The 21,810-nt window shown below is 56.1% G+C and carries 18 protein-coding genes and 1 pseudogene; 2 read left to right on the top strand and 17 right to left on the bottom strand.

Annotated elements, in window-relative coordinates; translation table 11 throughout:
* Positions 1 to 137 precede the first annotated feature (137 nt).
* The 3 genes from fusA to rpsL are packed head-to-tail and all read right to left on the bottom strand — an operon-like array spanning position 138 to position 3,131.
* Positions 138 to 2,255 (bottom strand): elongation factor G, encoded by a 2,118-nt coding sequence (fusA, locus tag AC2FFB_RS12340; protein ID WP_142636902.1) that lies wholly within the window; start codon positions 2,253 to 2,255, stop codon positions 138 to 140.
* A gap of 18 nt (positions 2,256 to 2,273) precedes the next feature.
* Positions 2,274 to 2,744 carry a 30S ribosomal protein S7 gene (gene rpsG / locus AC2FFB_RS12345; protein WP_008756926.1) on the bottom strand — a complete coding sequence of 157 codons (471 nt, stop codon included), beginning with the start codon at positions 2,742 to 2,744 and terminating at the stop codon, positions 2,274 to 2,276.
* Between the two features lie 15 nt (positions 2,745 to 2,759).
* Positions 2,760 to 3,131 carry a 30S ribosomal protein S12 gene (gene rpsL / locus AC2FFB_RS12350; RefSeq protein ID WP_005621086.1) on the bottom strand — a complete coding sequence of 124 codons (372 nt, stop codon included), beginning with the start codon at positions 3,129 to 3,131 and terminating at the stop codon, positions 2,760 to 2,762.
* Between the two features lie 386 nt (positions 3,132 to 3,517).
* Between rpsL and AC2FFB_RS12355 the strand changes: the two genes are divergently transcribed.
* Positions 3,518 to 4,324, top strand: a complete 807-nt coding sequence (locus AC2FFB_RS12355) for a putative rhamnosyl transferase (RefSeq protein WP_496874966.1) — start codon at positions 3,518 to 3,520, stop codon at positions 4,322 to 4,324.
* On the opposite strand, the gene AC2FFB_RS12360 is transcribed toward AC2FFB_RS12355, so the two are convergent.
* The 5 genes from AC2FFB_RS12360 to rplJ form a co-directional block, all read right to left on the bottom strand.
* Complete coding sequence (locus tag AC2FFB_RS12360) at positions 4,309 to 5,196, bottom strand: DMT family transporter (protein ID WP_496874967.1); 888 nt, start codon at positions 5,194 to 5,196, stop codon at positions 4,309 to 4,311. The genes AC2FFB_RS12355 and AC2FFB_RS12360 overlap by 16 nt on opposite strands.
* A 174-nt stretch (positions 5,197 to 5,370) precedes the next feature.
* Complete coding sequence (gene rpoC / locus AC2FFB_RS12365) at positions 5,371 to 9,612, bottom strand: DNA-directed RNA polymerase subunit beta' (protein ID WP_271949832.1); 4,242 nt, start codon at positions 9,610 to 9,612, stop codon at positions 5,371 to 5,373.
* Positions 9,613 to 9,661: 49 nt separating this feature from the next.
* On the bottom strand, positions 9,662 to 13,795 hold the full coding sequence (gene rpoB / locus AC2FFB_RS12370; RefSeq protein WP_142636910.1) for a DNA-directed RNA polymerase subunit beta: 4,134 nt from the start codon (positions 13,793 to 13,795) through the stop codon (positions 9,662 to 9,664).
* Between the two features lie 250 nt (positions 13,796 to 14,045).
* On the bottom strand, positions 14,046 to 14,420 hold the full coding sequence (gene rplL / locus AC2FFB_RS12375; protein WP_142636911.1) for a 50S ribosomal protein L7/L12: 375 nt from the start codon (positions 14,418 to 14,420) through the stop codon (positions 14,046 to 14,048).
* A gap of 79 nt (positions 14,421 to 14,499) precedes the next feature.
* A complete protein-coding gene (rplJ, locus tag AC2FFB_RS12380; protein ID WP_142636913.1) occupies positions 14,500 to 15,018 on the bottom strand; it encodes a 50S ribosomal protein L10 in 519 nt (172 codons plus the stop codon).
* Positions 15,019 to 15,419: 401 nt separating this feature from the next.
* Between rplJ and AC2FFB_RS12385 the strand changes: the two genes are divergently transcribed.
* Entirely contained in the window at positions 15,420 to 16,379 is a 960-nt protein-coding gene (locus AC2FFB_RS12385; protein ID WP_496874968.1) for a phosphotransferase, read from the top strand.
* A 70-nt stretch (positions 16,380 to 16,449) separates the two neighbouring features.
* Here AC2FFB_RS12385 and rplA read toward each other — a convergent pair whose 3' ends face one another.
* The 9 genes and pseudogenes from rplA to ccoS form a co-directional block, all read right to left on the bottom strand.
* Positions 16,450 to 17,148, bottom strand: coding sequence for a 50S ribosomal protein L1 (gene rplA / locus AC2FFB_RS12390; RefSeq protein ID WP_142636917.1), 699 nt, complete (start codon positions 17,146 to 17,148; stop codon positions 16,450 to 16,452).
* Between the two features lies 1 nt (position 17,149).
* Positions 17,150 to 17,599, bottom strand: a complete 450-nt coding sequence (gene rplK / locus AC2FFB_RS12395; RefSeq protein ID WP_085823307.1) for a 50S ribosomal protein L11 — start codon at positions 17,597 to 17,599, stop codon at positions 17,150 to 17,152.
* A 294-nt stretch (positions 17,600 to 17,893) separates the two neighbouring features.
* Positions 17,894 to 18,139: pseudogene (locus tag AC2FFB_RS12400) on the bottom strand (hypothetical protein); the annotation flags it as partial.
* 12 nt (positions 18,140 to 18,151) lie between these two features.
* Positions 18,152 to 18,478 carry a hypothetical protein gene (locus AC2FFB_RS12405; RefSeq protein WP_496823640.1) on the bottom strand — a complete coding sequence of 109 codons (327 nt, stop codon included), beginning with the start codon at positions 18,476 to 18,478 and terminating at the stop codon, positions 18,152 to 18,154.
* Positions 18,479 to 18,786: 308 nt separating this feature from the next.
* Entirely contained in the window at positions 18,787 to 19,650 is an 864-nt protein-coding gene (locus AC2FFB_RS12410; RefSeq protein ID WP_496677807.1) for an EamA family transporter, read from the bottom strand.
* Between the two features lie 3 nt (positions 19,651 to 19,653).
* Complete coding sequence (locus tag AC2FFB_RS12415; RefSeq protein ID WP_496874969.1) at positions 19,654 to 20,439, bottom strand: phosphodiesterase; 786 nt, start codon at positions 20,437 to 20,439, stop codon at positions 19,654 to 19,656.
* A 207-nt stretch (positions 20,440 to 20,646) separates the two neighbouring features.
* Positions 20,647 to 21,180, bottom strand: coding sequence for a transcription termination/antitermination protein NusG (gene nusG, locus AC2FFB_RS12420; RefSeq protein WP_142637254.1), 534 nt, complete (start codon positions 21,178 to 21,180; stop codon positions 20,647 to 20,649).
* Between the two features lie 201 nt (positions 21,181 to 21,381).
* Positions 21,382 to 21,579 (bottom strand): preprotein translocase subunit SecE, encoded by a 198-nt coding sequence (gene secE, locus AC2FFB_RS12425; RefSeq protein WP_142636925.1) that lies wholly within the window; start codon positions 21,577 to 21,579, stop codon positions 21,382 to 21,384.
* A 70-nt stretch (positions 21,580 to 21,649) separates the two neighbouring features.
* Positions 21,650 to 21,808 carry a cbb3-type cytochrome oxidase assembly protein CcoS gene (ccoS, locus tag AC2FFB_RS12430; protein ID WP_142636927.1) on the bottom strand — a complete coding sequence of 53 codons (159 nt, stop codon included), beginning with the start codon at positions 21,806 to 21,808 and terminating at the stop codon, positions 21,650 to 21,652.
* Positions 21,809 to 21,810 lie beyond the last annotated feature (2 nt).

Below are 21,810 nucleotides of genomic sequence, written 5' to 3' on the forward strand. Positions count from 1 at the left end.
GTCTTGCCGTGGTCAACGTGGCCAATCGTGCCGATGTTGACGTGCGGCTTATTACGCTCAAACTTTTCCTTTGCCATGATGGCCTCCTTTATCGGTAATGAAGGGAGCCCGCTAATCGAGCTCCCTCAAATTTTCGCTTATGCGTATTTCGCCTGGATCTCGTCCGAGATGTTCTGCGGAACCGGATCGTAGTGGTCGAACTGCATGGTGAACTGGGCACGGCCAGACGACATCGAACGCAAGGTGTTGATGTAGCCGAACATGTTAGCCAGCGGCACAAACGCGTCAATCGCGATGGCGTTGCCACGGTTTTCCTGCCCGGAAACCTGTCCCCGACGCGATGTCAGGTCACCAATGATGCCACCGGTATATTCTTCCGGTGTGATCACTTCGACCTTCATGATCGGTTCAAGCAGTTTCGCACCCGCTTTGCGCATGCCTTCGCGCATACCCATACGAGCGGCGATTTCAAAGGCCAGAACCGAAGAGTCCACATCGTGGAATTTACCTTCGATCAGGGCAACCTTGAAGTCGATCACAGGGAAGCCAGCCAGCGGGCCGCTATCCATGACGGATCTGATGCCTTTTTCAACGCCCGGGATGTATTCCTTGGGCACCGAACCACCAACAACACGAGATTCGAACGAATAACCTTCGCCCGGCTCTGTTGGGGTGATGATCATCTTCACCTCGGCGAACTGACCCGAACCACCCGACTGTTTCTTGTGGGTGTAAACGATCTCGGCTTCGTGACCGATGGTTTCGCGATAGGCCACCTGCGGCGCACCAATATTCGCTTCAACCTTGAATTCACGCTTGAGACGGTCAATCAGGATGTCCAGGTGAAGTTCGCCCATGCCCTTCATGATGGTCTGACCCGATTCCAGATCAGTTTCCACACGGAAGGACGGGTCTTCGGCGGCCAAACGGCCCAGACCCTGGCTCATTTTTTCCTGGTCAGCCTTGGTTTTCGGCTCAACCGCGATCTCGATCACCGGATCGGGGAAGGTCATGGTTTCCAGAACCACCGGATCGCCGGTCGAACACAGAGTGTCGCCCGTGGTGGTGTCTTTCAGACCTGCCAGCGCAATGATGTCGCCCGCGAACGCTTCGGTGATTTCCTCACGTTCGTTCGAGTGCATCATCATCATCCGGCCGATACGCTCTTTCTTACCCTTGGTCGAGTTCAGAAGCGTGTCGCCCTTGGACAGAGTGCCCGAGTAGATGCGGGTAAAGGTCAGCGAGCCAACAAAGGGGTCGTTCATGATTTTGAACGCCAGACCCGAGAACGCCATATCATCATCCGCACGGCGGGCGATGTTACGGGTTTCTTCTTCGTCACCGGGTTTGAAGCCCATGTAATCGACAACGTCCAGCGGGCTGGGCAGATAGTCGATCACAGCGTTCAGCAGCGGCTGAACACCTTTGTTTTTGAACGCCGAACCACCCAGAACCGGAACAAACGCGATTTCCAGAGTACCTTTGCGCAGCAGGGCGCGCAGGGTTGGAACGTCGGGCTCATTGCCTTCCAGGTATTCCATCATCGCGTCGTCGTCCATTTCGACGGCCGCTTCGACCATTTTACCGCGCCATTCGTCAGCCATGTCCTTCAGGCTGTCGCGGATCGGTGCTTTGACCCAGCTTGCGCCTAGGTCTTCGCCCTGCCACAGCCATTCTTCCATGGTGACCAGGTCGATCAGGCCTTCCAATTCGGTCTCTGCGCCGATCGGAATACCAACCGGAACAGCGCGTGCGCCGGTACGGTCTTCGATCATTGCAACGCAGTTGAAGAAGTCCGCGCCGATCTTGTCCATCTTGTTGACGAACACCATCCGCGGAACCTTATAGCGGTCAGCCTGACGCCACACCGTTTCGGTCTGAGGTTCAACACCGGCGTTTGCGTCCAGAACGCAGACGGCACCGTCGAGAACCGCCAGCGAGCGTTCAACTTCGATGGTGAAGTCAACGTGGCCGGGGGTGTCGATGATGTTCAGGCGGTGCTTGGGCGAGTCGGCAGTTACACCGTCTTCAGTGCGTTCCCAGAAAGTGGTGGTCGCAGCCGAAGTGATAGTGATTCCGCGTTCCTGCTCCTGCTCCATCCAGTCCATGGTGGCTGCACCGTCGTGCACCTCACCGATGTTGTGGGATTTGCCGGTGTAGTACAGGATGCGTTCCGAGCAGGTCGTTTTACCTGCATCGATATGCGCCATGATACCGAAGTTACGGTAATGGTTGAGTGTATATTCGCGTGCCATTTCAATAAGCCTCTGGAATTACCAACGGTAGTGGCTGAAGGCTTTGTTCGCCTCGGCCATCTTGTGGGTGTCTTCACGCTTCTTCACAGCGGTACCGCGGGACTGTACAGCGTCCAGCAGCTCACCGGCGAGGCGTTCTTCCATGGTGTTTTCGTTGCGGCCACGCGCAGCAGTGATCAGCCAACGGATGGCCAGTGCTTCGCGGCGCTCGGGGCGCACTTCGACCGGAACCTGATAAGTTGCACCACCAACCCGGCGCGAGCGAACCTCGACCGACGGCTTGATGTTGTCGAGTGCTTCGTGGAACACTTCGACAGGGGCGCGCTTGATCTTGCCTTCAACGCGGTCAAAGGCGTTGTAAACGATGCGCTCTGCAACCGACTTTTTACCGTCGATCATCAGGTTGTTCATGAATTTAGTCAGTACCTTGTCGCCAAATTTGGCGTCAGGCAGGACTTCGCGTTTTTCGGCGGCGTGACGACGTGACATATCAGCCTCTCCTTCTTATTTGGGACGCTTCGCGCCGTATTTCGAACGACGTTGCTTACGGTCTTTGACGCCTTGGGTATCCAGAACACCGCGCAGGATGTGGTAACGGACACCGGGAAGGTCTTTTACACGGCCGCCACGGATCAGAACAACCGAGTGTTCCTGCAGGTTGTGGCTTTCACCGGGGATGTACGAGATGACCTCGAACCCGTTTGTCAGGCGCACTTTGGCAACCTTACGCATCGCCGAGTTCGGCTTTTTCGGTGTGGTTGTGTAAACACGTGTGCAGACGCCGCGTTTCTGCGGGCACTGCTCCAGGTGCATGGACTTCGAGCGTTTTACTTTCGGCTGCCGCGGCTTGCGGATCAGCTGTTGGATCGTTGGCATTCCGGTTATATCCCCGTTTTGCAACACACATGACATGCACGCGTGATGCGTGCGGTTAAATTCGCTGCACTCGTGCGTCCACAAGCGCAAAACCCGCGAGCGTTCCCATTCCGAGGTGAACGTCGCGGTTTGTTATCAGAGGGCGCGAACGATAAAAGAGTTCGGGCCTTGACCAGTTCATTACTGAAATCGGTTTTGGGGCGGCCCCCGGTACCGAGATGTGGCGCGTAATAGGGGGAGTCGGACCCAGTGTCAACAGTACAGCTGATCCGTTCCACATCAGGCCGTTTCGCGCTGGAACCAAAGCTCATCCAGTCTTACCGCCCGTTGCAGGAACAGGTCCGTGCAGGCATAGTCAGCCCATTGGTCTGGACCACGGATGAATCATGCAAATACTTGGCCTGTGTCGTTTTTCCTATCCCGCCCATGGCGGCTTTCAGATCGAACACGAAACGATCGAGGACCGGCGCTCCTATCTGTATCAATCTGACCGGCTGGAAGAGCGGTTTCGCCTGTTTGAAACTACTAGCCTGCCCTGCATAAAAGAGCAAACCGACGAGGATTTTCAGTTTCTCATCGTGATCGGTACATGCCTGCCAAGCCCGGCACGCGAACGTCTTTACGACTTAACAGCGGGCATGCCTCAGGTACAGATAATCGCACGCGAACCAAAGCGTCATCGCAGGGTCATGAAAGAAATCCTGAATTCAGCACGCACCAAACCGGACGCCCCCTGCATCCAGTTCCGCCACGATGATGACGATGCGGTTTCGGTCGATTTCGTTGAGCGCTTGCGCATCGCCGCAGATGAGGGTCAGGGCTTAATGCGGAACCACAGAACCGTTGCGATAGACTACAATCAGGGGTTCCTGGCCCGTTTCGGTGCTGATGGCATCAGGGCGGCACAGGTGTATCAACCTTTGCTGGGGGTCGGCTTTGCGATGTACTCCGACGGGGGGAGCGACTTGACGATCATGAATTTCGCACATCACCGGATCGGAAATTTCATGCCCGTTATCAGCTATCCGGACGCACCTATGTGGGTCCGCACGCTTAACCAGTTCAACGATTCTCCGCATGCGCGAAACAGCAAGACCGAGCTGTCCCCCCTAACCTCTGAACAGGAAGGCGAATTCATCGCACGGTTCGCCATCGACCAGGACGCCGTTCGCCGCATTCATTCGGCAGATTGACGCGTCCTTTCACGGAACAGCATGAACATTCCTGCCCCAACCACTAAGGCCGCGCCCGCCATCGTAATCCTGTCGGGCCAGTCCCCAAATACGGCCCAGCCCAAACCCAACGCCCAGATCAGACTGGAATAACGAAACGGCGCGATAAAGCCGATCTCACCAGCGCGCATGACAATGACGCTGAACAAATATCCCGTCAGAACAAAGACTGCAGCACACGCTACCATCGAACCGGCGGCTGCCGGAACCGGAACCCAGCCCGAGACAGAGGTGACAAGAACCGCCGTCAATGTAATCGTCGCGGTTGTTGCCAGCGTTACTGCAAGTGATGGCACATGCACTGACATGCGTCGCGTAATCAAATCCCGGGCAGTTACCGAAGCAACTGCGATCAAAGCATATATCGCGTAGATGCTAAAACCGTCCGCGCCCGGGCGAACGATCAGCAACATACCGGCGAACCCGAAAACGATGGCAAGAATCCGACGCCAACCGATATGCTCTTGAAAAAACAACGCGGCTCCAAGTGTTACGGTCAATGGCAAGGCCAGCAGAATGGCAGTCACGTTTGCCAACGGCATATGAAGCAGCGCGACCAAAAAGAAAATTGTCGCCAACAATTCGGCGAGACAACGTGCCGCGACCAACCACTTGTCATGACGCGGAAAGTTCAGATGCAACGCCCCATAGTACCGTGCCAGAAGATACACCAGAATGGTCGCCAAAACCCCGCGGATGGCAACCATCTGAAACAGCGGTAACTGGGCTCCGGCGGCCTTGATCAAAGTGTCATTGATGGTGAAGGCAGCCATGCTGCCCATCATCAGCAAAGCACCCCTGAAATTCGGCGTCACTCTTTTTGAACTCCGCATTTGGCCACGAAGTGCATTTGGCGGCGTTCAAGAAAGAGATGTCAATATGGCTCCGCCCGCCAATGCTCTGCTAGCATGACATTTCCAATGGCGCTTCATGCAGAGCCACACCCGAGCCTGAAATGAAAAGGCCCCGCGAAATCGCGGGGCCTGATCTTTGGAATTTAAGATCGCTTATTCGCGACTTTCCGGTGTTTCCACCAGAACATCCAGCTCATCCCCGACCATATCGTCATCCATCATCGGCGCAGCCAGAGCAGCGGCGGCTTCGGCCTCTTCCCGGCGGGCTTCGATGACAACGTTGTCACGCGACTGCGCGACGCGCTGTACGCTTTGCGTTGCGCCACCGGTACCGGCAGGGATTAGACGACCGACGATCACGTTCTCTTTCAGGCCAACCAGCTTGTCTTTCTTGCCCTGAACCGAAGCCTCGGTCAGAACCCGTGTGGTTTCCTGGAACGACGCCGCCGAGATGAACGAACGCGTCTGCAGCGAGGCTTTGGTGATCCCCAAGAGGATCGGCTCGCCCTGAGCCGGACGTCCACCGCGGGCGAGGGTCTTCTCGTTGGCCGCGTCGAACTCCTGCTTGTCGACATGTTCGCCTTTCAGCAAGGTGGTGTCGCCTGAATCCAGGATCTCCCACTTCTGCAGCATCTGGCGCACGATCACTTCGATGTGCTTGTCGTTGATCTTCACGCCCTGCAGACGATAAACATCCTGCACTTCGTCGATCATGTAATCCGCCAGCGCTTCGACACCCATGATGGACAGGATGTCATGCGGGGCCGGGTTACCGTCCATCAGGTATTCACCCTTCTGGATGAAGTCACCTTCTGCAACCGGGATGTGCTTACCCTTGGGCACCATATACTCGATGGTCTCCATGGACTCGTCAGCCGGTTCGATGCTGATGCGACGCTTGTTCTTGTAGTCGCGGCCAAAGCGCACGTAACCATCAGCTTCTGCAATGATCGCATGATCCTTGGGGCGACGGGCTTCGAACAGTTCGGCAACGCGCGGCAGACCACCGGTGATGTCCTTGGTCTTGGCACCTTCACGCGGGATACGCGCGACAACTTCACCAGCTTCGATCTGCTGACCGTCTTCGATCGACAGGATCGCATCCACCGACATCGGATAGTGAACCGGGTTGCCCGCATCGTTACGGACCGGTTCGCCATCTTCGCCAACCAGAATGATCTCAGGCTTGAGGTCGCTGCCTTTAGGGGCCGCGCGCCAGTCGATCACGATCTTCTGGGTCATGCCGGTTGCATCATCGGTCACGTCGCGGACAGCAATGCCCGAAACCAGATCAACATATTTCGCGGTACCGGACTTTTCGGCGATGATCGGCAGGGTGTAAGGATCCCATTCGAACAGCTTGTCGCCACGGTTCACCTTGGTGCCATCCTTGACGAACAGCTTCGAGCCATAACCCAACTTGTGGTTGGCACGCTCTTCGCCATGTTCGTCTTTGATCACCATCTTCATGTTCCGGCCCATGACCAGGCTTTCGCCCGCGGAATTGACCAGGATCTGCGGGTTCTCGAACGAAACGACACCGTCGTGGCTGGCTTCCTGGAACGACTGCTGACCACCTTGCGCAACACCACCGATGTGGAAGGTCCGCATTGTCAGCTGCGTACCGGGTTCACCGATGGACTGGGCGGCGATGATGCCGACAGCCTCACCCGTGTTGACCATAGTACCGCGTGCAAGGTCACGACCGTAGCAGGTTGCACAGACGCCTTCCTCGGACTCACAGGTCAGAGGCGAACGGATGCGCATCGACGCAACAGCGGCCTCATCAATGATATCAGCCATACGTTCGTCGATCAGCTGACCCGCAGCGACCAGAACCTCATCGGTACCGGGACGCAGAACGTCATCGGCAGAGACACGGCCCAGCACACGTTCGGCTAGCGAAGCAACAACTTCACCGTCGTTTACCGCGGCTTCCGCAGTGATCGCGCGCTCGGTTCCACAATCGAGCTCACGCACGATGCAGTCCTGTGCCACGTCCACCAGACGACGGGTCAGGTAACCCGAGTTCGCCGTTTTCAGAGCGGTATCCGACAGACCCTTACGGGCGCCGTGGGTCGAGTTGAAGTATTCAAGAACGGTCAGACCTTCCTTGAAGTTCGAGATGATCGGCGTCTCGATGATGTCACCGTTTGGTTTGGCCATCAGGCCGCGCATACCGCCCAGCTGTTTCATCTGAGTGACCGAACCACGCGCGCCCGAGTGGGCCATCATGTAGACCGAGTTCGGTTCCTTTTCAGACCCGTCCTCTGCCCGATCCGAAGATGAGATCGTGCTCATCATCGCTTCGGTTACACGATCGTTACACTTCGACCAGGCATCAACAACTTTGTTGTACTTTTCACCCTGAGTGATCAGGCCGTCCATGTACTGCTGTTCAAAATCCTTCACCTGACTACGGGTTTCATCGACGATGCCCCATTTGTCATCAGGGATCACCATGTCGTCCTTACCGAACGAGATACCGGCGCGGAACGCTTCCTTAAAGCCCATCGACATGATCTGGTCACAGAAGATGACCGACTCTTTCTGACCGCAGTAACGGTAGACGGTGTCGATCACCTGCTGCACTTCTTTCTTCCGCAGCAAACGGTTGACCAGTTCGAACGGCGCCTTGTTGTTCATCGGCAGCAGAGCACCCAGGCGCACTCGGCCCGGAGTGGTTTCAAACCGCTGTTGAACTTCATTGCCTTCACTGTCGATCTGAGTAATCCGCGCAGTGATCTTGGTGTGCAGATGCACTTCACCGGCGTCCAGCGCGTGCTGAACTTCGTCGATCGAGCCAAAGACCTTGCCTTCGCCCGGCATACCTTCGCGTTCCAGTGTCACATAGTACAGACCCAGGATCATATCCTGCGAGGGAACGATGATCGGCGCGCCGTTTGCTGGCGACAGAACGTTGTTTGTCGACATCATCAGCACGCGGGCTTCCAGCTGGGCCTCAAGGCTCAGCGGGACGTGAACGGCCATCTGGTCACCGTCGAAGTCGGCGTTAAAGGCCGAACAGACCAACGGGTGCAGCTGGATGGCTTTACCTTCGATCAGAACCGGTTCAAACGCCTGAATGCCAAGACGGTGCAGGGTCGGCGCACGGTTCAGCATGACAGGGTGTTCGCGGATCACCTCGTCGAGGATATCCCACACTTCGGGACGCTCTTTCTCGACCAGTTTCTTCGCCTGTTTCACGGTCGAAGACAGACCCTTGGCTTCAAGGCGCGAGTAGATGAACGGCTTGAACAGTTCCAGCGCCATCTTTTTGGGCAGACCACACTGGTGCAGCTTGAGTTCCGGACCGGTCACGATGACCGAACGGCCCGAGAAGTCGACGCGCTTACCCAGAAGGTTTTGACGGAAGCGACCCTGCTTACCCTTCAGCATGTCCGAAAGCGATTTCAGCGGACGCTTATTGGCGCCGGTGATCACGCGGCCACGACGGCCATTGTCGAACAGAGCATCGACGGATTCCTGCAGCATCCGCTTTTCGTTGCGGACGATGATGTCAGGTGCGCGCAGTTCGATCAGACGCTTCAGACGGTTGTTCCGGTTGATGACGCGGCGATACAGATCGTTCAGATCCGAAGTCGCAAAACGACCACCATCCAGTGGAACCAGCGGACGCAGTTCCGGCGGAATCACCGGGATCACGGTCATCACCATCCACTCAGGCCGGTTGCCCGACTCAAGGAAGGATTCAACAACCTTCAGACGCTTGATGATCTTCTTGGGCTTCAGTTCACCGGTTGCTTCGGCCAGATCAGCACGCAGCTGTTCGGCTTCGGCTTCCAGATCGATCTGGGCCAGCATCTCACGGATAGCTTCGGCACCGATGTTCGCGGTGAACGCGTCCATGCCATAGGCATCCTGCGCGTCCATGAACTCTTCTTCGGTCAGCATCTGACCATAGGAGAGGTCGGTCAGACCGGGCTCGATGACGACATAGTTTTCAAAGTACAGAACGCGTTCCAGATCGCGCAGCGTCATGTCCAGCATGAGACCGATGCGGGACGGCAGCGATTTCAGGAACCAAATGTGTGCGACGGGCGCGGCCAGCTCGATATGACCCATACGCTCGCGGCGGACTTTCTGCAGGGTGACTTCCACACCGCATTTCTCGCAGACAACGCCGCGATATTTCATCCGCTTATATTTACCGCACAGACATTCGTAATCTTTGATCGGGCCAAAGATACGCGCGCAGAACAGACCGTCACGTTCGGGTTTGAACGTCCGGTAGTTGATGGTTTCGGGTTTCTTGATCTCGCCATAAGACCAAGAGAGAATCCGTTCCGGGCTGGCCAATGAGACCTTGATCTCGTCAAAGACCTTAGGCGGCGTCAGCGGGTTGAACGGGTTATTGGTAATTTCCTGGTTCATTTTGCGTCCTTACAAATTGGGATGGGATGAGTTTGGGGCGTTGCCGCCCCTACTCTTCCTCCGCATCCAGGAGTTCCATATTCAGGCCGAGGCCACGGACTTCTTTCACCAGAACGTTAAACGATTCCGGTACGCCCGCTTCAAAGTTATCCTCGCCCTTGACGATCGACTCGTACACTTTGGTCCGGCCGGCGACGTCATCCGATTTCACGGTGAGCATTTCCTGCAGGGTGTAGGCGGCGCCGTAAGCTTCCAGAGCCCAGACTTCCATCTCACCAAAGCGCTGACCACCGAACTGCGCCTTACCACCCAGCGGCTGCTGGGTAACCAGGCTGTAAGGCCCGGTTGAACGCGCGTGGATTTTGTCATCCACAAGGTGGTGCAGTTTGAGCAGGTACTTGATGCCCACGGTCACCGGACGTGCAAACTGCTCACCCGTACGACCGTCGAACAGAACCGACTGACCGCTTTGCGAGAAGCCCGCGCGCACCAGAGCGTCATTGACGTCTGCCTCTTTGGCGCCATCAAAGACCGGAGTCGCGATCGGAACACCACGGGTCACGTTGCCCGCAGCCTCGATCAGGTGACCCTCGTCCATGCCAGTGATGCCTTCTTCATAGACATCGTCGCCATAGGCCAGCTTCATTGCTTCGCGAACCGGGGTCAGGTCGCCAGAGCGGCGATATTCACCCAGCGCGTCGTCGATGTTCAGACCCAGACCGCGCGCGGCCCAACCCATGTGGGTTTCAAGGATCTGACCAACGTTCATACGCGAAGGAACACCCAGCGGGTTCAGACAGAAGTCAACCGGCGTACCATCGGCCAGGAACGGCATGTCTTCCATCGGAACAACCTTGGAAATTACACCTTTGTTCCCGTGACGACCGGCCATCTTATCGCCCGGCTGCAGCTTGCGCTTCACGGCGATGAAGACTTTGACCATCTTCATCACACCCGGCGGCAGGTCGTCGCCACGACGAACCTTCTCGACCTTGTCTTCGAAACGGGCGTCCAGAGCACGCTTTTGCACTTCGTACTGCTCGTTCAGAGCCTCAACGATCTGTGCGTCCTGCTCATCTTCCAGCGCCAGCTGCCACCACTGACCACGGGTCAGGGTTTCCAACAGGTCCTCGGTGATCACCGACCCTGGCTTGACGCCTTTCGGGCCTTTGACCGCGGTTTTACCCATGATCAGGCCTTGCAGACGCGCATAGATGTTGCGGTCCAGGATCGCCAACTCGTCGTCCCGGTCACGGGCCAGACGTTCGACTTCTTCCCGCTCGATCTGCAGCGCACGCTCGTCTTTCTCGACGCCGTGACGGTTGAAGACGCGGACCTCAACGACCGTACCGTAATCGCCCGGCTTCACGCGCAGCGAAGTGTCGCGCACGTCAGATGCTTTTTCGCCAAAGATAGCGCGCAGCAGCTTTTCTTCCGGGGTCATCGGGCTTTCGCCCTTCGGAGTGATCTTGCCGACCAGGATATCGCCCGGTTCAACATCCGCGCCGATGTAAACGATGCCCGCCTCGTCGAGGTTACGCAGCGCTTCTTCACCGACATTCGGAATATCGCGGGTGATCTCTTCCGGACCCAGCTTGGTGTCACGGGCGGCGACTTCAAATTCCTCGATATGGACCGAGGTAAAGACGTCGTCACGCGCAATACGTTCCGAGATCAGGATCGAGTCTTCGTAGTTGTAACCGTTCCACGGCATGAACGCGACGACCACGTTCTTACCCAGGGCCAGTTCACCCATATCGGTCGACGGACCATCAGCAATGACTTCGCCCTTCTGGACGGTGTCACCCACTTTGATCAGCGGACGCTGGTTGATGCAGGTGTTCTGGTTCGACCGCTGGAATTTGCGCAGACGATAGATGTCAACGCCAGCGTCGCCCAGTTCCAGATCCTCAGTCGCGCGGATAACGATACGCTGGGCATCGACCTGATCGATGATACCGGCGCGTTTCGCCTGAATCGCAGCACCTGAGTCAATCGCAACCTTTTCCTCGATTCCGGTACCAATCAGCGGTGCCTCGGCCCGCAGCAGCGGAACCGCCTGACGTTGCATGTTCGAGCCCATCAGAGCGCGGTTAGCATCGTCATTTTCAAGGAACGGGATCAGCGATGCAGCAACCGATACCAGCTGTTTTGGGCTGACGTCGATCAGGTCCACATTCTCGCGCGGGGCCAGAGTGTAGTCACCTGACTGACGGGTAGAAACCAGATCGTTGATGAACTTGCCATCCGAATCCAGTGTCGCGTTCGCCTGTGCCACCGTGTGACGCATTTCCTCGGTCGCGGACATGTAGTGAACCTCATCAGTCACCTCGGCGTCTTTGACGACACGGTACGGTGTTTCGATGAAGCCATACTTGTTCACACGGGCAAAGGTCGCCAGCGAGTTGATCAGACCGATGTTCGGGCCTTCCGGCGTTTCAATCGGGCACATCCGGCCATAGTGTGTCGGATGAACGTCGCGCACCTCAAAGCCCGCACGCTCGCGTGTCAGGCCACCGGGGCCAAGCGCCGAAAGGCGGCGTTTGTGGGTAACTTCCGACAGCGGGTTGGTCTGGTCCATGAACTGCGACAGCTGCGACGAGCCGAAGAATTCGCGGACAGCAGCAGCAGCCGGTTTCGCATTGATCAGGTCCTGAGGCATGACGGTGTCGATCTCGACCGACGACATACGCTCTTTGATCGCGCGCTCCATGCGCAGCAGGCCAACGCGGTACTGGTTTTCCATCAGTTCGCCGACCGAACGCACACGACGGTTGCCGAGGTGGTCGATATCGTCGATGTCCCCTTTGCCGTCACGCAGTTCAACCAGAGCCTTGATGCAGGCCACGATGTCTTCGCGGCGCAGGGTGCGCAGCGTATCGGGCGCATCCAGAGCCAGACGCATGTTCATCTTTACACGGCCAACGGCGGACAGGTCATAGCGCTCGCTGTCAAAGAACAGCGTTTCGAACAGCGCCGAGGCCGCTTCGACGGTGGGCGGCTCACCCGGGCGCATGACGCGATAGATATCCATCAGCGCTGTGTCGCGGCCCATGTTCTTGTCTGCCGCCATGGTGTTGCGCATGTAGGGGCCGACATTGATGTTGTCGATATCCAGAACCGGAATATCAGTGACGCCCGCGTCGATCAGCTCTTTCGCGGTGCCTCCGATCAGCTCGCCGTCTTTGTCGTATTCCAGCGTCAGCTCATCACCAGCTTCGACATAGATCGCGCCGGTTTCTTCGTTGATGATGTCCTTGGCGACAAACTTCCCGACGATGTGATCGAACGGAACCAACAGCTCGGTGACGTTGCCTTCATCGATCAGCTTCTTGACCGCGCGCGGGGTAACTTTCTTGCCCGCTTCGGCAATCACTTCACCGGATTTGGCGTCGATCAGGTCATAGGTCGGACGCGTACCGCGTGCACGCTCGGGGAAGAATGGTGCTATCCAGCCCTTCTTCTTGTCCAGCTTGTACGACACCGTGTTGTAATAGGCGTCCATGATCGCTTCTTGATCCAGACCCAGCGCATACAGCAGCGTTGTCACAGGCAGTTTGCGGCGACGGTCGATACGGGCGAACACGATGTCCTTGGCGTCGAACTCAAAGTCCAGCCAGCTGCCGCGATACGGGATGATGCGGCAGGCAAACAACAGCTTGCCCGAGGAATGGGTCTTGCCCTTGTCGTGGTCAAAGAACACACCGGGCGAACGGTGCATCTGGGACACGATCACACGCTCGGTACCGTTCACAATGAACGTCCCGTTTGGTGTCATCAGGGGCATATCCCCCATGAACACGTCCTGTTCCTTGATGTCTTTGACCGACTTGGCGCCAGTGTCCTCGTCGACATCAAACACGATCAGACGCAGAGTGACTTTCAGCGGCGCGCTGTAGGTCATGTCGCGCTGCATGCACTCTTCGACGTCGTATTTGGGTTTTTCCAAATCGTATTTCACGAACTCCAGAACGGAGGTTTCGTTGAAATCCTTGATCGGGAAAACCGACTGGAACACGCCTTTGATGCCTTCGCCGTCTGTCGGCACATCTGCATCGCCGGAGCGCAGGAATAGATCATAAGAAGATTTTTGTACCTCAATGAGGTTCGGCATCTCCAGCACTTCGCGGATTTTGCCGTAATATTTCCGAAGACGTTTCTGGCCAAGGAACGATTGAGCCATGTCAGATGTCACCTTTCGATGTTCTCAGCGGACAAAGACACCGTCGGGCCCCGGTGCCTTGCACATTAGAGACAACACGTCCGGATCAATTCGTGGCCACCGTCCCGAATGGCGGCCTCCCGATCCATGAACCGCGTCTTAGAAAACACCCCAATCCATGAGGTCCTTTCTAAGACAGGTTCGGCTGGACCCGGATTTCTCCGGGACCAGCCAAATTTCCGGTGCATCTGCGATGCACCAAAAGACTGACTTAGGCCAGTTCGACCTCGGCGCCAGCTGCTTCCAGCTTGCCTTTGATGTCTTCGGCTTCGTCTTTCGACACAGCTTCTTTGATCTTGCCGCCAGCTTCGACCAGCTCTTTGGCTTCTTTCAGGCCCAGACCGGTGATGCCGCGAACTTCTTTGATCACGTTGATTTTCGAAGCGCCGGCGTTCTTCAGAACGACGTCGAATTCGGTTTTTTCTTCCTCAGCTGCGCCACCGGCGTCGCCACCGGCTGCCATGACAACTGCGCCGCCTGCTGCGGGCTCGATGCCATATTCGTCTTTGAGGATGGTTTTCAGTTCTTGTGCTTCCAGCAGGGTCAGACCCACGATGCTTTCTGCGAGTGCTTTCAGATCAGCCATTTTATCAGCTCTTTCCGTTTACAGTGTGTGTTCCAACGTCAGGGTGACTACCCTACGCAGATCATTCAGTGCCAACCGCTTACGCAGCTTCCGCCTTCTCTTCGATGGTGGAAAGGATGCTTGCGATGTTGCTTGCAGGTGCGCCAATTGCGCCAGCGATGTTCGAAGCAGGTGCGCCCAGCATGCCCGCGATAGTAGCAATAAGCTCCTCGCGCGAAGGCATTTTGGACACGGCTTCAACGCCGGCACGATCCAGAGCGTTCTCACCCATTGCACCGCCAAGAATTTCGAACTTTTGGTTCTCTTTGGCGTAGTCCTGGGCCACTTTGGCTGCTGCCACAGGGTCCTCAGAATAGGTCAGAACGGTCATCCCCGTCAGCAGGTCGGCAATGCTTTCACATGGCTTTCCGTCGAGGGCGATTTTGGCGAGCCTGTTCTTGGCAACACGCACGGCACCACCCGCGTCACGAGCACGTGCGCGAAGGTCCTGCATCTCGGCAACTGTCAGACCGGCGTAGTGTGCAACCACTACGACGCCAGAGCTTTCGAAGATTTGGCCGAGCTCGTCGACCACTTTCTCTTTCTGGGCTCTATCCACAGTTTTCTCCAAGTTAGGGGTGATATCTCACCCCGGCTCATATTTGCCGCAGCTTACGCTCCGGCGTTCAGGTCCGTTGTTACGGGATTAGCCAAAATTCGCCCGAGGATCGAAGCCCTCAGAATTCTTTGGTCTTACCCGTCTCAGGCAGGGAATTAAGGGGTCAGATGACACCACCCACCGTCTTGGACGAAACAAAATAAAGCGCACGACGAATCGCACGCTTTACTTCGCAGCTCTCTTTATGGCAGTTACGCCGGGTTTCCAAGGGGTAAATTGGGCCGAAACCGGAAATGATCGAGCAGCGCAGCCGGCATCGGAACAGTGTCCTAGATTGACATGTTCCATACGCTGAGGTCCAGTCTGGCTAAGCCCCTTTCTTCTTAGGTATCCATCCCTGAATGCTGACTCTCACCACAGACGAATACGAACGCGCGCGCGGCTTTGTTCAGGAGTTCCTGGATCAAACGCCAGAGGATGGACCGGCGGGTTTCGAGTGCGTCTATCGTTCTCATGATTTTGCGGGCTCGCGTATAGTGCTCAGGGTCCGAGGTGCGCGCCAGGACTATGCCCTAAAGGTCGATACGGAATCGCCCGGGACGGGACGTTTGCGCGATGAGTTTGATATGCTCAGAAAGCTGACCGACCACTTTGCGCAGTACGAAACCGCGGGGGTTGTCGATCCAGTCTATATTTCACCGGGTGAGGCGTTTTTTGTGACGCAGTTTATTGACCGCCCCACCGCTGCGGATCTTATCCATAACAGCCTGGATGACGACCAGATCGGCCGCATCTATCGCCGCGCCGGATCGTGGCTGAACGAGCTGCACAACTTTCAACCCATCAAGACCTATGATTTCCGCCCTAGCTGGATGATCGACAGGCTTCAGGCTTTGCTACGTCTTGCCCCGGACACAGCACAGCCCTGGGGGCGGAATATGGTCCAGCATCTGACTGACGAGGCATTACAGCTAAAAGGCACCCCTGAACTGCTGGTCCTTGCACACGGAGATTGTCACAGTCAAAATCTGATCGTCGGGCAAGGCGAAATGATCGGCCTGGATTTTACCGAAACGCGGGAAAAGCTGGCTGTATATGATATTGTCGACTTTCTAAAGTCCGATATCTTTCGCGATGGCACTGATGATCAGGTTGATCAAAGCGGCATCCTGAAAACGAACAAAGACATGTTCTTTCGAAAATATCGCCATCCAATTCAGATGGACGTTCTGGATATGTGCATGCGCGCACGTCTGGTGATGGATTGGCTGGACTTATGGCGATTGGACAGATCCTGCAGCGAATACGAGAGCTTTCGCAGAGACCGCCTGAACCTGCGCCTGCAAGCCGTGTATGAGTGAGGACTGAAAAAGAAAGACCCGAACAGCCTTTACCGTTCGGGTCTAGTCATTTTAGCTATAGGCTAGGGGCTTATTCGCCCGCAGCAGCAGCCACATCCAGAGTCACGCCTGGGCCCATGGTCGAGCTCAGCGCGATTTTCTTCATGTAGGTGCCTTTGGCGCCTGTTGGCTTGGCTTTGGCAACAGCGGTTACAAATGCACGAACGTTTTCTGCCAATTTGGCTTCGTCGAAGGACGCTTTGCCAACGCCAGCGTGCACAACGCCGCCTTTTTCAGCTTTGAACTGAACTTCGCCGCCTTTAGCTGCTTCTACGGCCGCTTTCACGTCCATGGTCACAGTGCCAACCTTGGGGTTCGGCATCAGGTTGCGGGGGCCCAGAACTTTACCAAGACGACCAACGATGGGCATCATGTCCGGGGTTGCTATGCAACGATCGAATTCAATGGTGCCGCCCTGAATGGTTTCCATCAGGTCTTCTGCGCCGATGATGTCCGCGCCTGCTTCTTTCGCTTCGTCAGCCTTGGGGCCACGAGCGAATACAGCAACGCGCATTGTTTTACCGGTGCCATTCGGCAGGCCAACAACGCCACGAACCATCTGGTCCGCGTGACGGGTGTCAACGCCCAGGTTCAGAGCGATTTCGATGGTCTCATCGAATTTCGAAGTTGCGTTGGCTTTGACCAGGGCAACTGCTTCTTCGACCGACAGGTTTTCCTTGCCAGCGACAGCTTCGCGCGCAGCGCGGGTACGTTTACCGAGTTTTGCCATCTTACTTCACCTCGATGCCCATAGAGCGGGCCGAGCCCAGGATGATCTGCATTGCGCCTTCGACGTCGTTGGCGTTCAGATCTTTCATTTTGGCTTCGGCGATTTCGCGAACCTGCTTCGAGGTCACGGATGCCACGGTCTCACGACCTGGGTTTTCCGCACCACGGGGGCGATTACGCTTGCCAACCGGCTTCAGGCCAGCTGCTTTCTTCAGGTAATAAGACGCTGGTGGCGTCTTGATGTCCATGGTGAAGGACTTGTCCTGATAATAGGTGATCACGGTCGGGCAAGGCGCGCCTTGCTCCATGTCTGCGGTCTTGGCGTTGAACGCCTTGCAGAATTCCATGATGTTGATGCCGCGCTGACCCAGCGCCGGACCAACTGGCGGCGACGGGTTCGCCTGACCTGCAGGAACCTGCAGTTTCATTGTACCAGCAAGCTTCTTGGCCATTTGGTTTTCCTTTCAACTAAAGTGAAACGCGTTTCACCCAGATTATGTTGCGTGGTCCGATCCGGGATCGCGATCCCGGTAATCTCCCACGAGAGAATCTCGCCCAAAGACGATAGAGGCGGCATTTACAGGGGAACGGAAGTGTTGGCAAGGGTTTGAATCACGGCCTGAAGCAGCCACATCGAACCCAAACCGACCCTCGCACAAAAGCTAAGCAACAGCAAACCAGCATCTGTCATCGCCCAATGAGATTGCACCCGCTACATGCACAACCTTGCGCGCTATCAGAGCAACTTAGCAGCCGCCATAGTTCTTGTTTCCACTCGCCGTGATTGTGTAGGTTCCGCCTCTTGGACCCGTGTAGCATCGTGAGGTCACGCGCCTAACGCTGGCAACCGGTCGGCGGTACGAAGATACTCTCCTGATCTGAGCACCCCACTCACACGCGAGACCATCGCCATCAAGATCCATATTATGTGGATCAGATACAGGTCCACCAGAGGCTAAGAAGAACCTTTGCGCTGCTGCGCCATTCGGAAAGTCATCACAATACTAGTCACCCCCTGCTGCCTCGGATGAAAACGGTCGCTCGTAGGATTTGGTCCCAGCTGTAGACAGGCTGTACTGACCATAATTGCTATAACCACATTGGTTCACTTTTCGAGCAGCCAGCTCTGCTTCGATCATCAGTTTCCCCCGCAATGTCGTACTTGGGAGCCGATATGCGGAACACAGCTCTGCGGACGATGCGCGCGCTACTTTCGAGGACAACACTTCGGGTGACAAAACATCAGCGGTACACGCAGCCAAAATCAAGAAAACAAAATAGATGAACGCACGCATGAAAAACGCCTTGTGGTCACTTTTCGAAAAAAACATTCGGTCAAATCAATAGGGCAGTTTTGTACCAACCCAGATCATCAATGTAAACGTTCAGCCAGCCAAGATGCTGCACTGGCTAGGGCAATACGACGCCTCAAAATCCACCGAATAAATTTTGCCTCCTGCCTCTGGTCATCCACGCCCTCGACCATCCCGTCGAAATCCACGAATGGACCAGAGTAGGCCGTGATCTACTCGCCGATTTCAAACGAGATCATCAGCTTGGGCGCTTCGCCACCTCGCCGAGTGATGTAGAAAACCTGGTGCACCTCTGCCTTGCTTGCCAGTTGTCGCGTAAAGGCTAATCAGGACTGTGTGATTGCCAATATCCCAAGCGCGATCAGGCAGGCCCAGCCGATGCGGTGAAGAAAGCGCGGCTCTTTCAGGACGAGCGCGGCAAGGACTACGGATACCGGAATCGAGGCCTGCCGGACCGCGCTGACAGGTGCGGCCTCGGCGCCTAACTGGAAAGCTTTCAGGATAAAAAGGTAGGATAGATAGGACGCAATCCCTGCGAATACGATCCGCCACGGGGCGAGTGTCCAGCCTCGTACCACGCCTAGAAATGGGGTCGACATATGGCGATCTTCCCAGGCCCGGATGCCGGCAAGGGTCAATGTCACCAGGATATAACAGTAGAACAGGAAAGGCGCGGGGGTTGTTTTTTGCATAGCGCCTGCATCGCTCAGCGAATAGGCGGCCGAGCCAAGCATCGCCATGACAGCCAGCGCAAAAGCCTTGTGATCATGCAGCAATCCGCCCGGAGATTTCTGGATCATCAGGCTGCCCATCAGGACCAGCGAAATCCCTACAAGGATGAGCCACGAATACTGTTGATCCAGCGCAAGCCAGCTAAAGGCAACGATGGCAATCGGCGAGGAACGGATGATCGGATAATACACCGAAAGGTTGCCCCGGCGCAGGGCTGAAAGCGTGCCATAGTAATAAAAGCTCAACCCCAGGGAAGAAACCAGCACCAGAGGCCAGACCTCGCGGCTGAGGGTCAGGGGCTGGCCAACCAGTCGGGCGTGAAGTGCCGCAAGAATGACCCAGGTCAGCGCCACACCGACATAACAGGACACCGGATGCGCCGTGTCTTTCAACAACAGATCCCGCAGCGGATGTGTCGCCGCCGAAATCAGAACCAGAACAATCAGGCCAAGTTCCATATCTCAGGTCTGATGAAGCGGATTGCGCTGCAGAAAGGTGTTATAGTGCACAGTCATCTGGTCGTCCGCGATCTGCACAACACCATAGGCTGGCGGTTCATCACAGAATTCCCCGTCAACACTGTCGGCAGTCAGAGGGATTTGGTGATTGAGGCTGGGCAGGCTGGTGAACGGGATGCCACGCCAGTTCACATAGGTCATGCGATGGACATGCCCATAGAAGACGTGGCGAATGTTACGCCCGTGACCGAGTGTTTCAAAAAACACTTCGGCTTCGACCAGGCGGATGTCGTCCACATAGGGAATGCCGATGTCAAAAGGCGGGTGGTGCATGAACAAATAGCAGGGCTTATCCCCCGCCGAGATCAGCTGTTCTTTCAGCCAATTCAAGCGCAAGCTGCACAGCTGACCTTCATGCATATCCGCACCGTCTTTTGTCGTATCCAGAAAGATAAACTTTCCCGCGTCGGTCTCGATGCTGTGCTGAACAAAGCCATTTGAATCGACAGGGTCATCCGTAAAGACCGTTCTGAAAACCTGACGATCATCATGGTTGCCGATCATCAGGTGACAAGGAAGCTGGAAACCGTCCAGATGTGACTTGAGCACCTGATAGGCTTCAGCCCTTCCAAACTCGGCCAGGTCGCCGGAAATCACGCAAAACGCTGCATCCGAATGCCATTTGGCGATGTCCTCAAGGCAACGGGAAAATTGGGTCGAAGGAACGCCGCCATTCAGGTGACCGTCTTGGTCAACAAGGTGGATATCTGTGATATGTATGAATTTCATCTACCTGCCCACTTGCCTTGTATGGTTGTCCAAATATGCCAGGCGGCCGGGTTCCATCCCGATTGGTTACGACAAAGATTATCCCGATTTCGACAGATCAGTTCCGCCCTGATTTGCCCGGGTCAGATAACGGGCTGAAGGCTCCAAAACAAGAAACGCCGCAGTGCCCAGGGCAACGCGGCGTTGTCAAATTTCGCTAATTGGAAATTAGCTTTGTTTGGTGACCTGAGTGAAGTCCAGCTCGACCGGGGTTTCCCGACCAAAGATCGAGACCGAGACCTTCAGCTTCTGGTTATCGTCATCCACACCTTCGACCATGCCGTCGAAATCCTCGAACGGACCGTCATTCACCTTGACCTTCTCGCCAATTTCGAACGAGATCATCAACTTGGGCGCTTCTTCGCCCTCCTGGACACGGTTGAGGATCTGGTTCACCTCGGCATCGCGCATCGGCATCGGGCGGCCTTGCGGACCCAGAAAACCAGTGACCCGGTTGATCGAGTTGACCAGGTGATACCCTTGATCCGACATTTCCATATGTACCAGCACGTAACCCGGCATAAAGCGACGTTCGGTTGTGACTTTCTTGCCCCGGCGCACTTCGATCACCTCTTCGGTGGGCACCAGAACTTCGTCAATGTCATCCTCAAGGCCCTGCTCGGCCACCGACGTGCGGATCTGCTCTGCGATCTTCTTTTCGAAATTCGAAAGAACGCTGACCGAGTACCACCGTTTCGCCATGAACCTGTCGTCCTTGTTTGCCTTCGGCTGCATTCCATGTACCGGAAAAGCCGTTATTGAAAATCTGTCGCGTCATCCGGAATAAAAAGCGGCGCACAGCCCGAATCGCCGCACGCCCATTCCGAATAGTACCGCGTCACCTACTCTGACATCGCAAGCTGTGCAAGGGGGCAGCGACGTTTCCGACCTGCCCGGCCCGGTTTAACCGAACATGCCCAGAATCAGCTGCAGGCCACCACGAATACCAAGATCGACCAGCGCAAAGAACACAGCCGTCAGTGCTGCCATGATGAACACCATGACCGTGGTCAGCAACACCTCGCGGCGGGTTGGCCAGACGACCTTTGAAACCTCGGCACGGACCTGCTGAATAAACTGGATCGGATTCATAGTTGCCATTTGGCTTTGTTCTCTCTGCTAGCGGATGGGCCGGACATAACCGGGCATTGAGGCAATTTCAAGGGGGCCGTCAGGGCTTGGGCTTATCGTCCCATTCGTCGCTTAGAATGCGGCGCGCATCGCCTTCGGGGTCGTCATATTGGTTCGACCGAACGGTATAGATGAACGCAAACAGGCCAACCCCTCCCAAAAGCAGGGAAATCGGTATGAGATAGGCCAGAACTTCCATTC

Source organism: Ruegeria sp. YTSA219 (genome assembly GCF_059609985.1).

What these genes read in the sequence shown, in the direction of transcription:
- fusA (WP_142636902.1), bottom strand. Translation starts at nt 2,255, where the DNA reads ATGGCACGCGAATATACACTCAACCATTACCGTAACTTCGGTATCATG.
- rpsG (WP_008756926.1), bottom strand. Translation starts at nt 2,744, where the DNA reads ATGTCACGTCGTCACGCCGCCGAAAAACGCGAAGTCCTGCCTGACGCC.
- rpsL (WP_005621086.1), bottom strand. Translation starts at nt 3,131, where the DNA reads ATGCCAACGATCCAACAGCTGATCCGCAAGCCGCGGCAGCCGAAAGTA.
- AC2FFB_RS12355 (WP_496874966.1), top strand. Translation starts at nt 3,518, where the DNA reads ATGCAAATACTTGGCCTGTGTCGTTTTTCCTATCCCGCCCATGGCGGC.
- AC2FFB_RS12360 (WP_496874967.1), bottom strand. Translation starts at nt 5,196, where the DNA reads ATGCGGAGTTCAAAAAGAGTGACGCCGAATTTCAGGGGTGCTTTGCTG.
- rpoC (WP_271949832.1), bottom strand. Translation starts at nt 9,612, where the DNA reads ATGAACCAGGAAATTACCAATAACCCGTTCAACCCGCTGACGCCGCCT.
- rpoB (WP_142636910.1), bottom strand. Translation starts at nt 13,795, where the DNA reads ATGGCTCAATCGTTCCTTGGCCAGAAACGTCTTCGGAAATATTACGGC.
- rplL (WP_142636911.1), bottom strand. Translation starts at nt 14,420, where the DNA reads ATGGCTGATCTGAAAGCACTCGCAGAAAGCATCGTGGGTCTGACCCTG.
- AC2FFB_RS12385 (WP_496874968.1), top strand. Translation starts at nt 15,420, where the DNA reads ATGCTGACTCTCACCACAGACGAATACGAACGCGCGCGCGGCTTTGTT.
- rplA (WP_142636917.1), bottom strand. Translation starts at nt 17,148, where the DNA reads ATGGCAAAACTCGGTAAACGTACCCGCGCTGCGCGCGAAGCTGTCGCT.
- rplK (WP_085823307.1), bottom strand. Translation starts at nt 17,599, where the DNA reads ATGGCCAAGAAGCTTGCTGGTACAATGAAACTGCAGGTTCCTGCAGGT.
- AC2FFB_RS12405 (WP_496823640.1), bottom strand. Translation starts at nt 18,478, where the DNA reads ATGTTTTTTTCGAAAAGTGACCACAAGGCGTTTTTCATGCGTGCGTTC.
- AC2FFB_RS12410 (WP_496677807.1), bottom strand. Translation starts at nt 19,650, where the DNA reads ATGGAACTTGGCCTGATTGTTCTGGTTCTGATTTCGGCGGCGACACAT.
- AC2FFB_RS12415 (WP_496874969.1), bottom strand. Translation starts at nt 20,439, where the DNA reads ATGAAATTCATACATATCACAGATATCCACCTTGTTGACCAAGACGGT.
- nusG (WP_142637254.1), bottom strand. Translation starts at nt 21,180, where the DNA reads ATGGCGAAACGGTGGTACTCGGTCAGCGTTCTTTCGAATTTCGAAAAG.
- secE (WP_142636925.1), bottom strand. Translation starts at nt 21,579, where the DNA reads ATGGCAACTATGAATCCGATCCAGTTTATTCAGCAGGTCCGTGCCGAG.
- ccoS (WP_142636927.1), bottom strand. Translation starts at nt 21,808, where the DNA reads ATGGAAGTTCTGGCCTATCTCATACCGATTTCCCTGCTTTTGGGAGGG.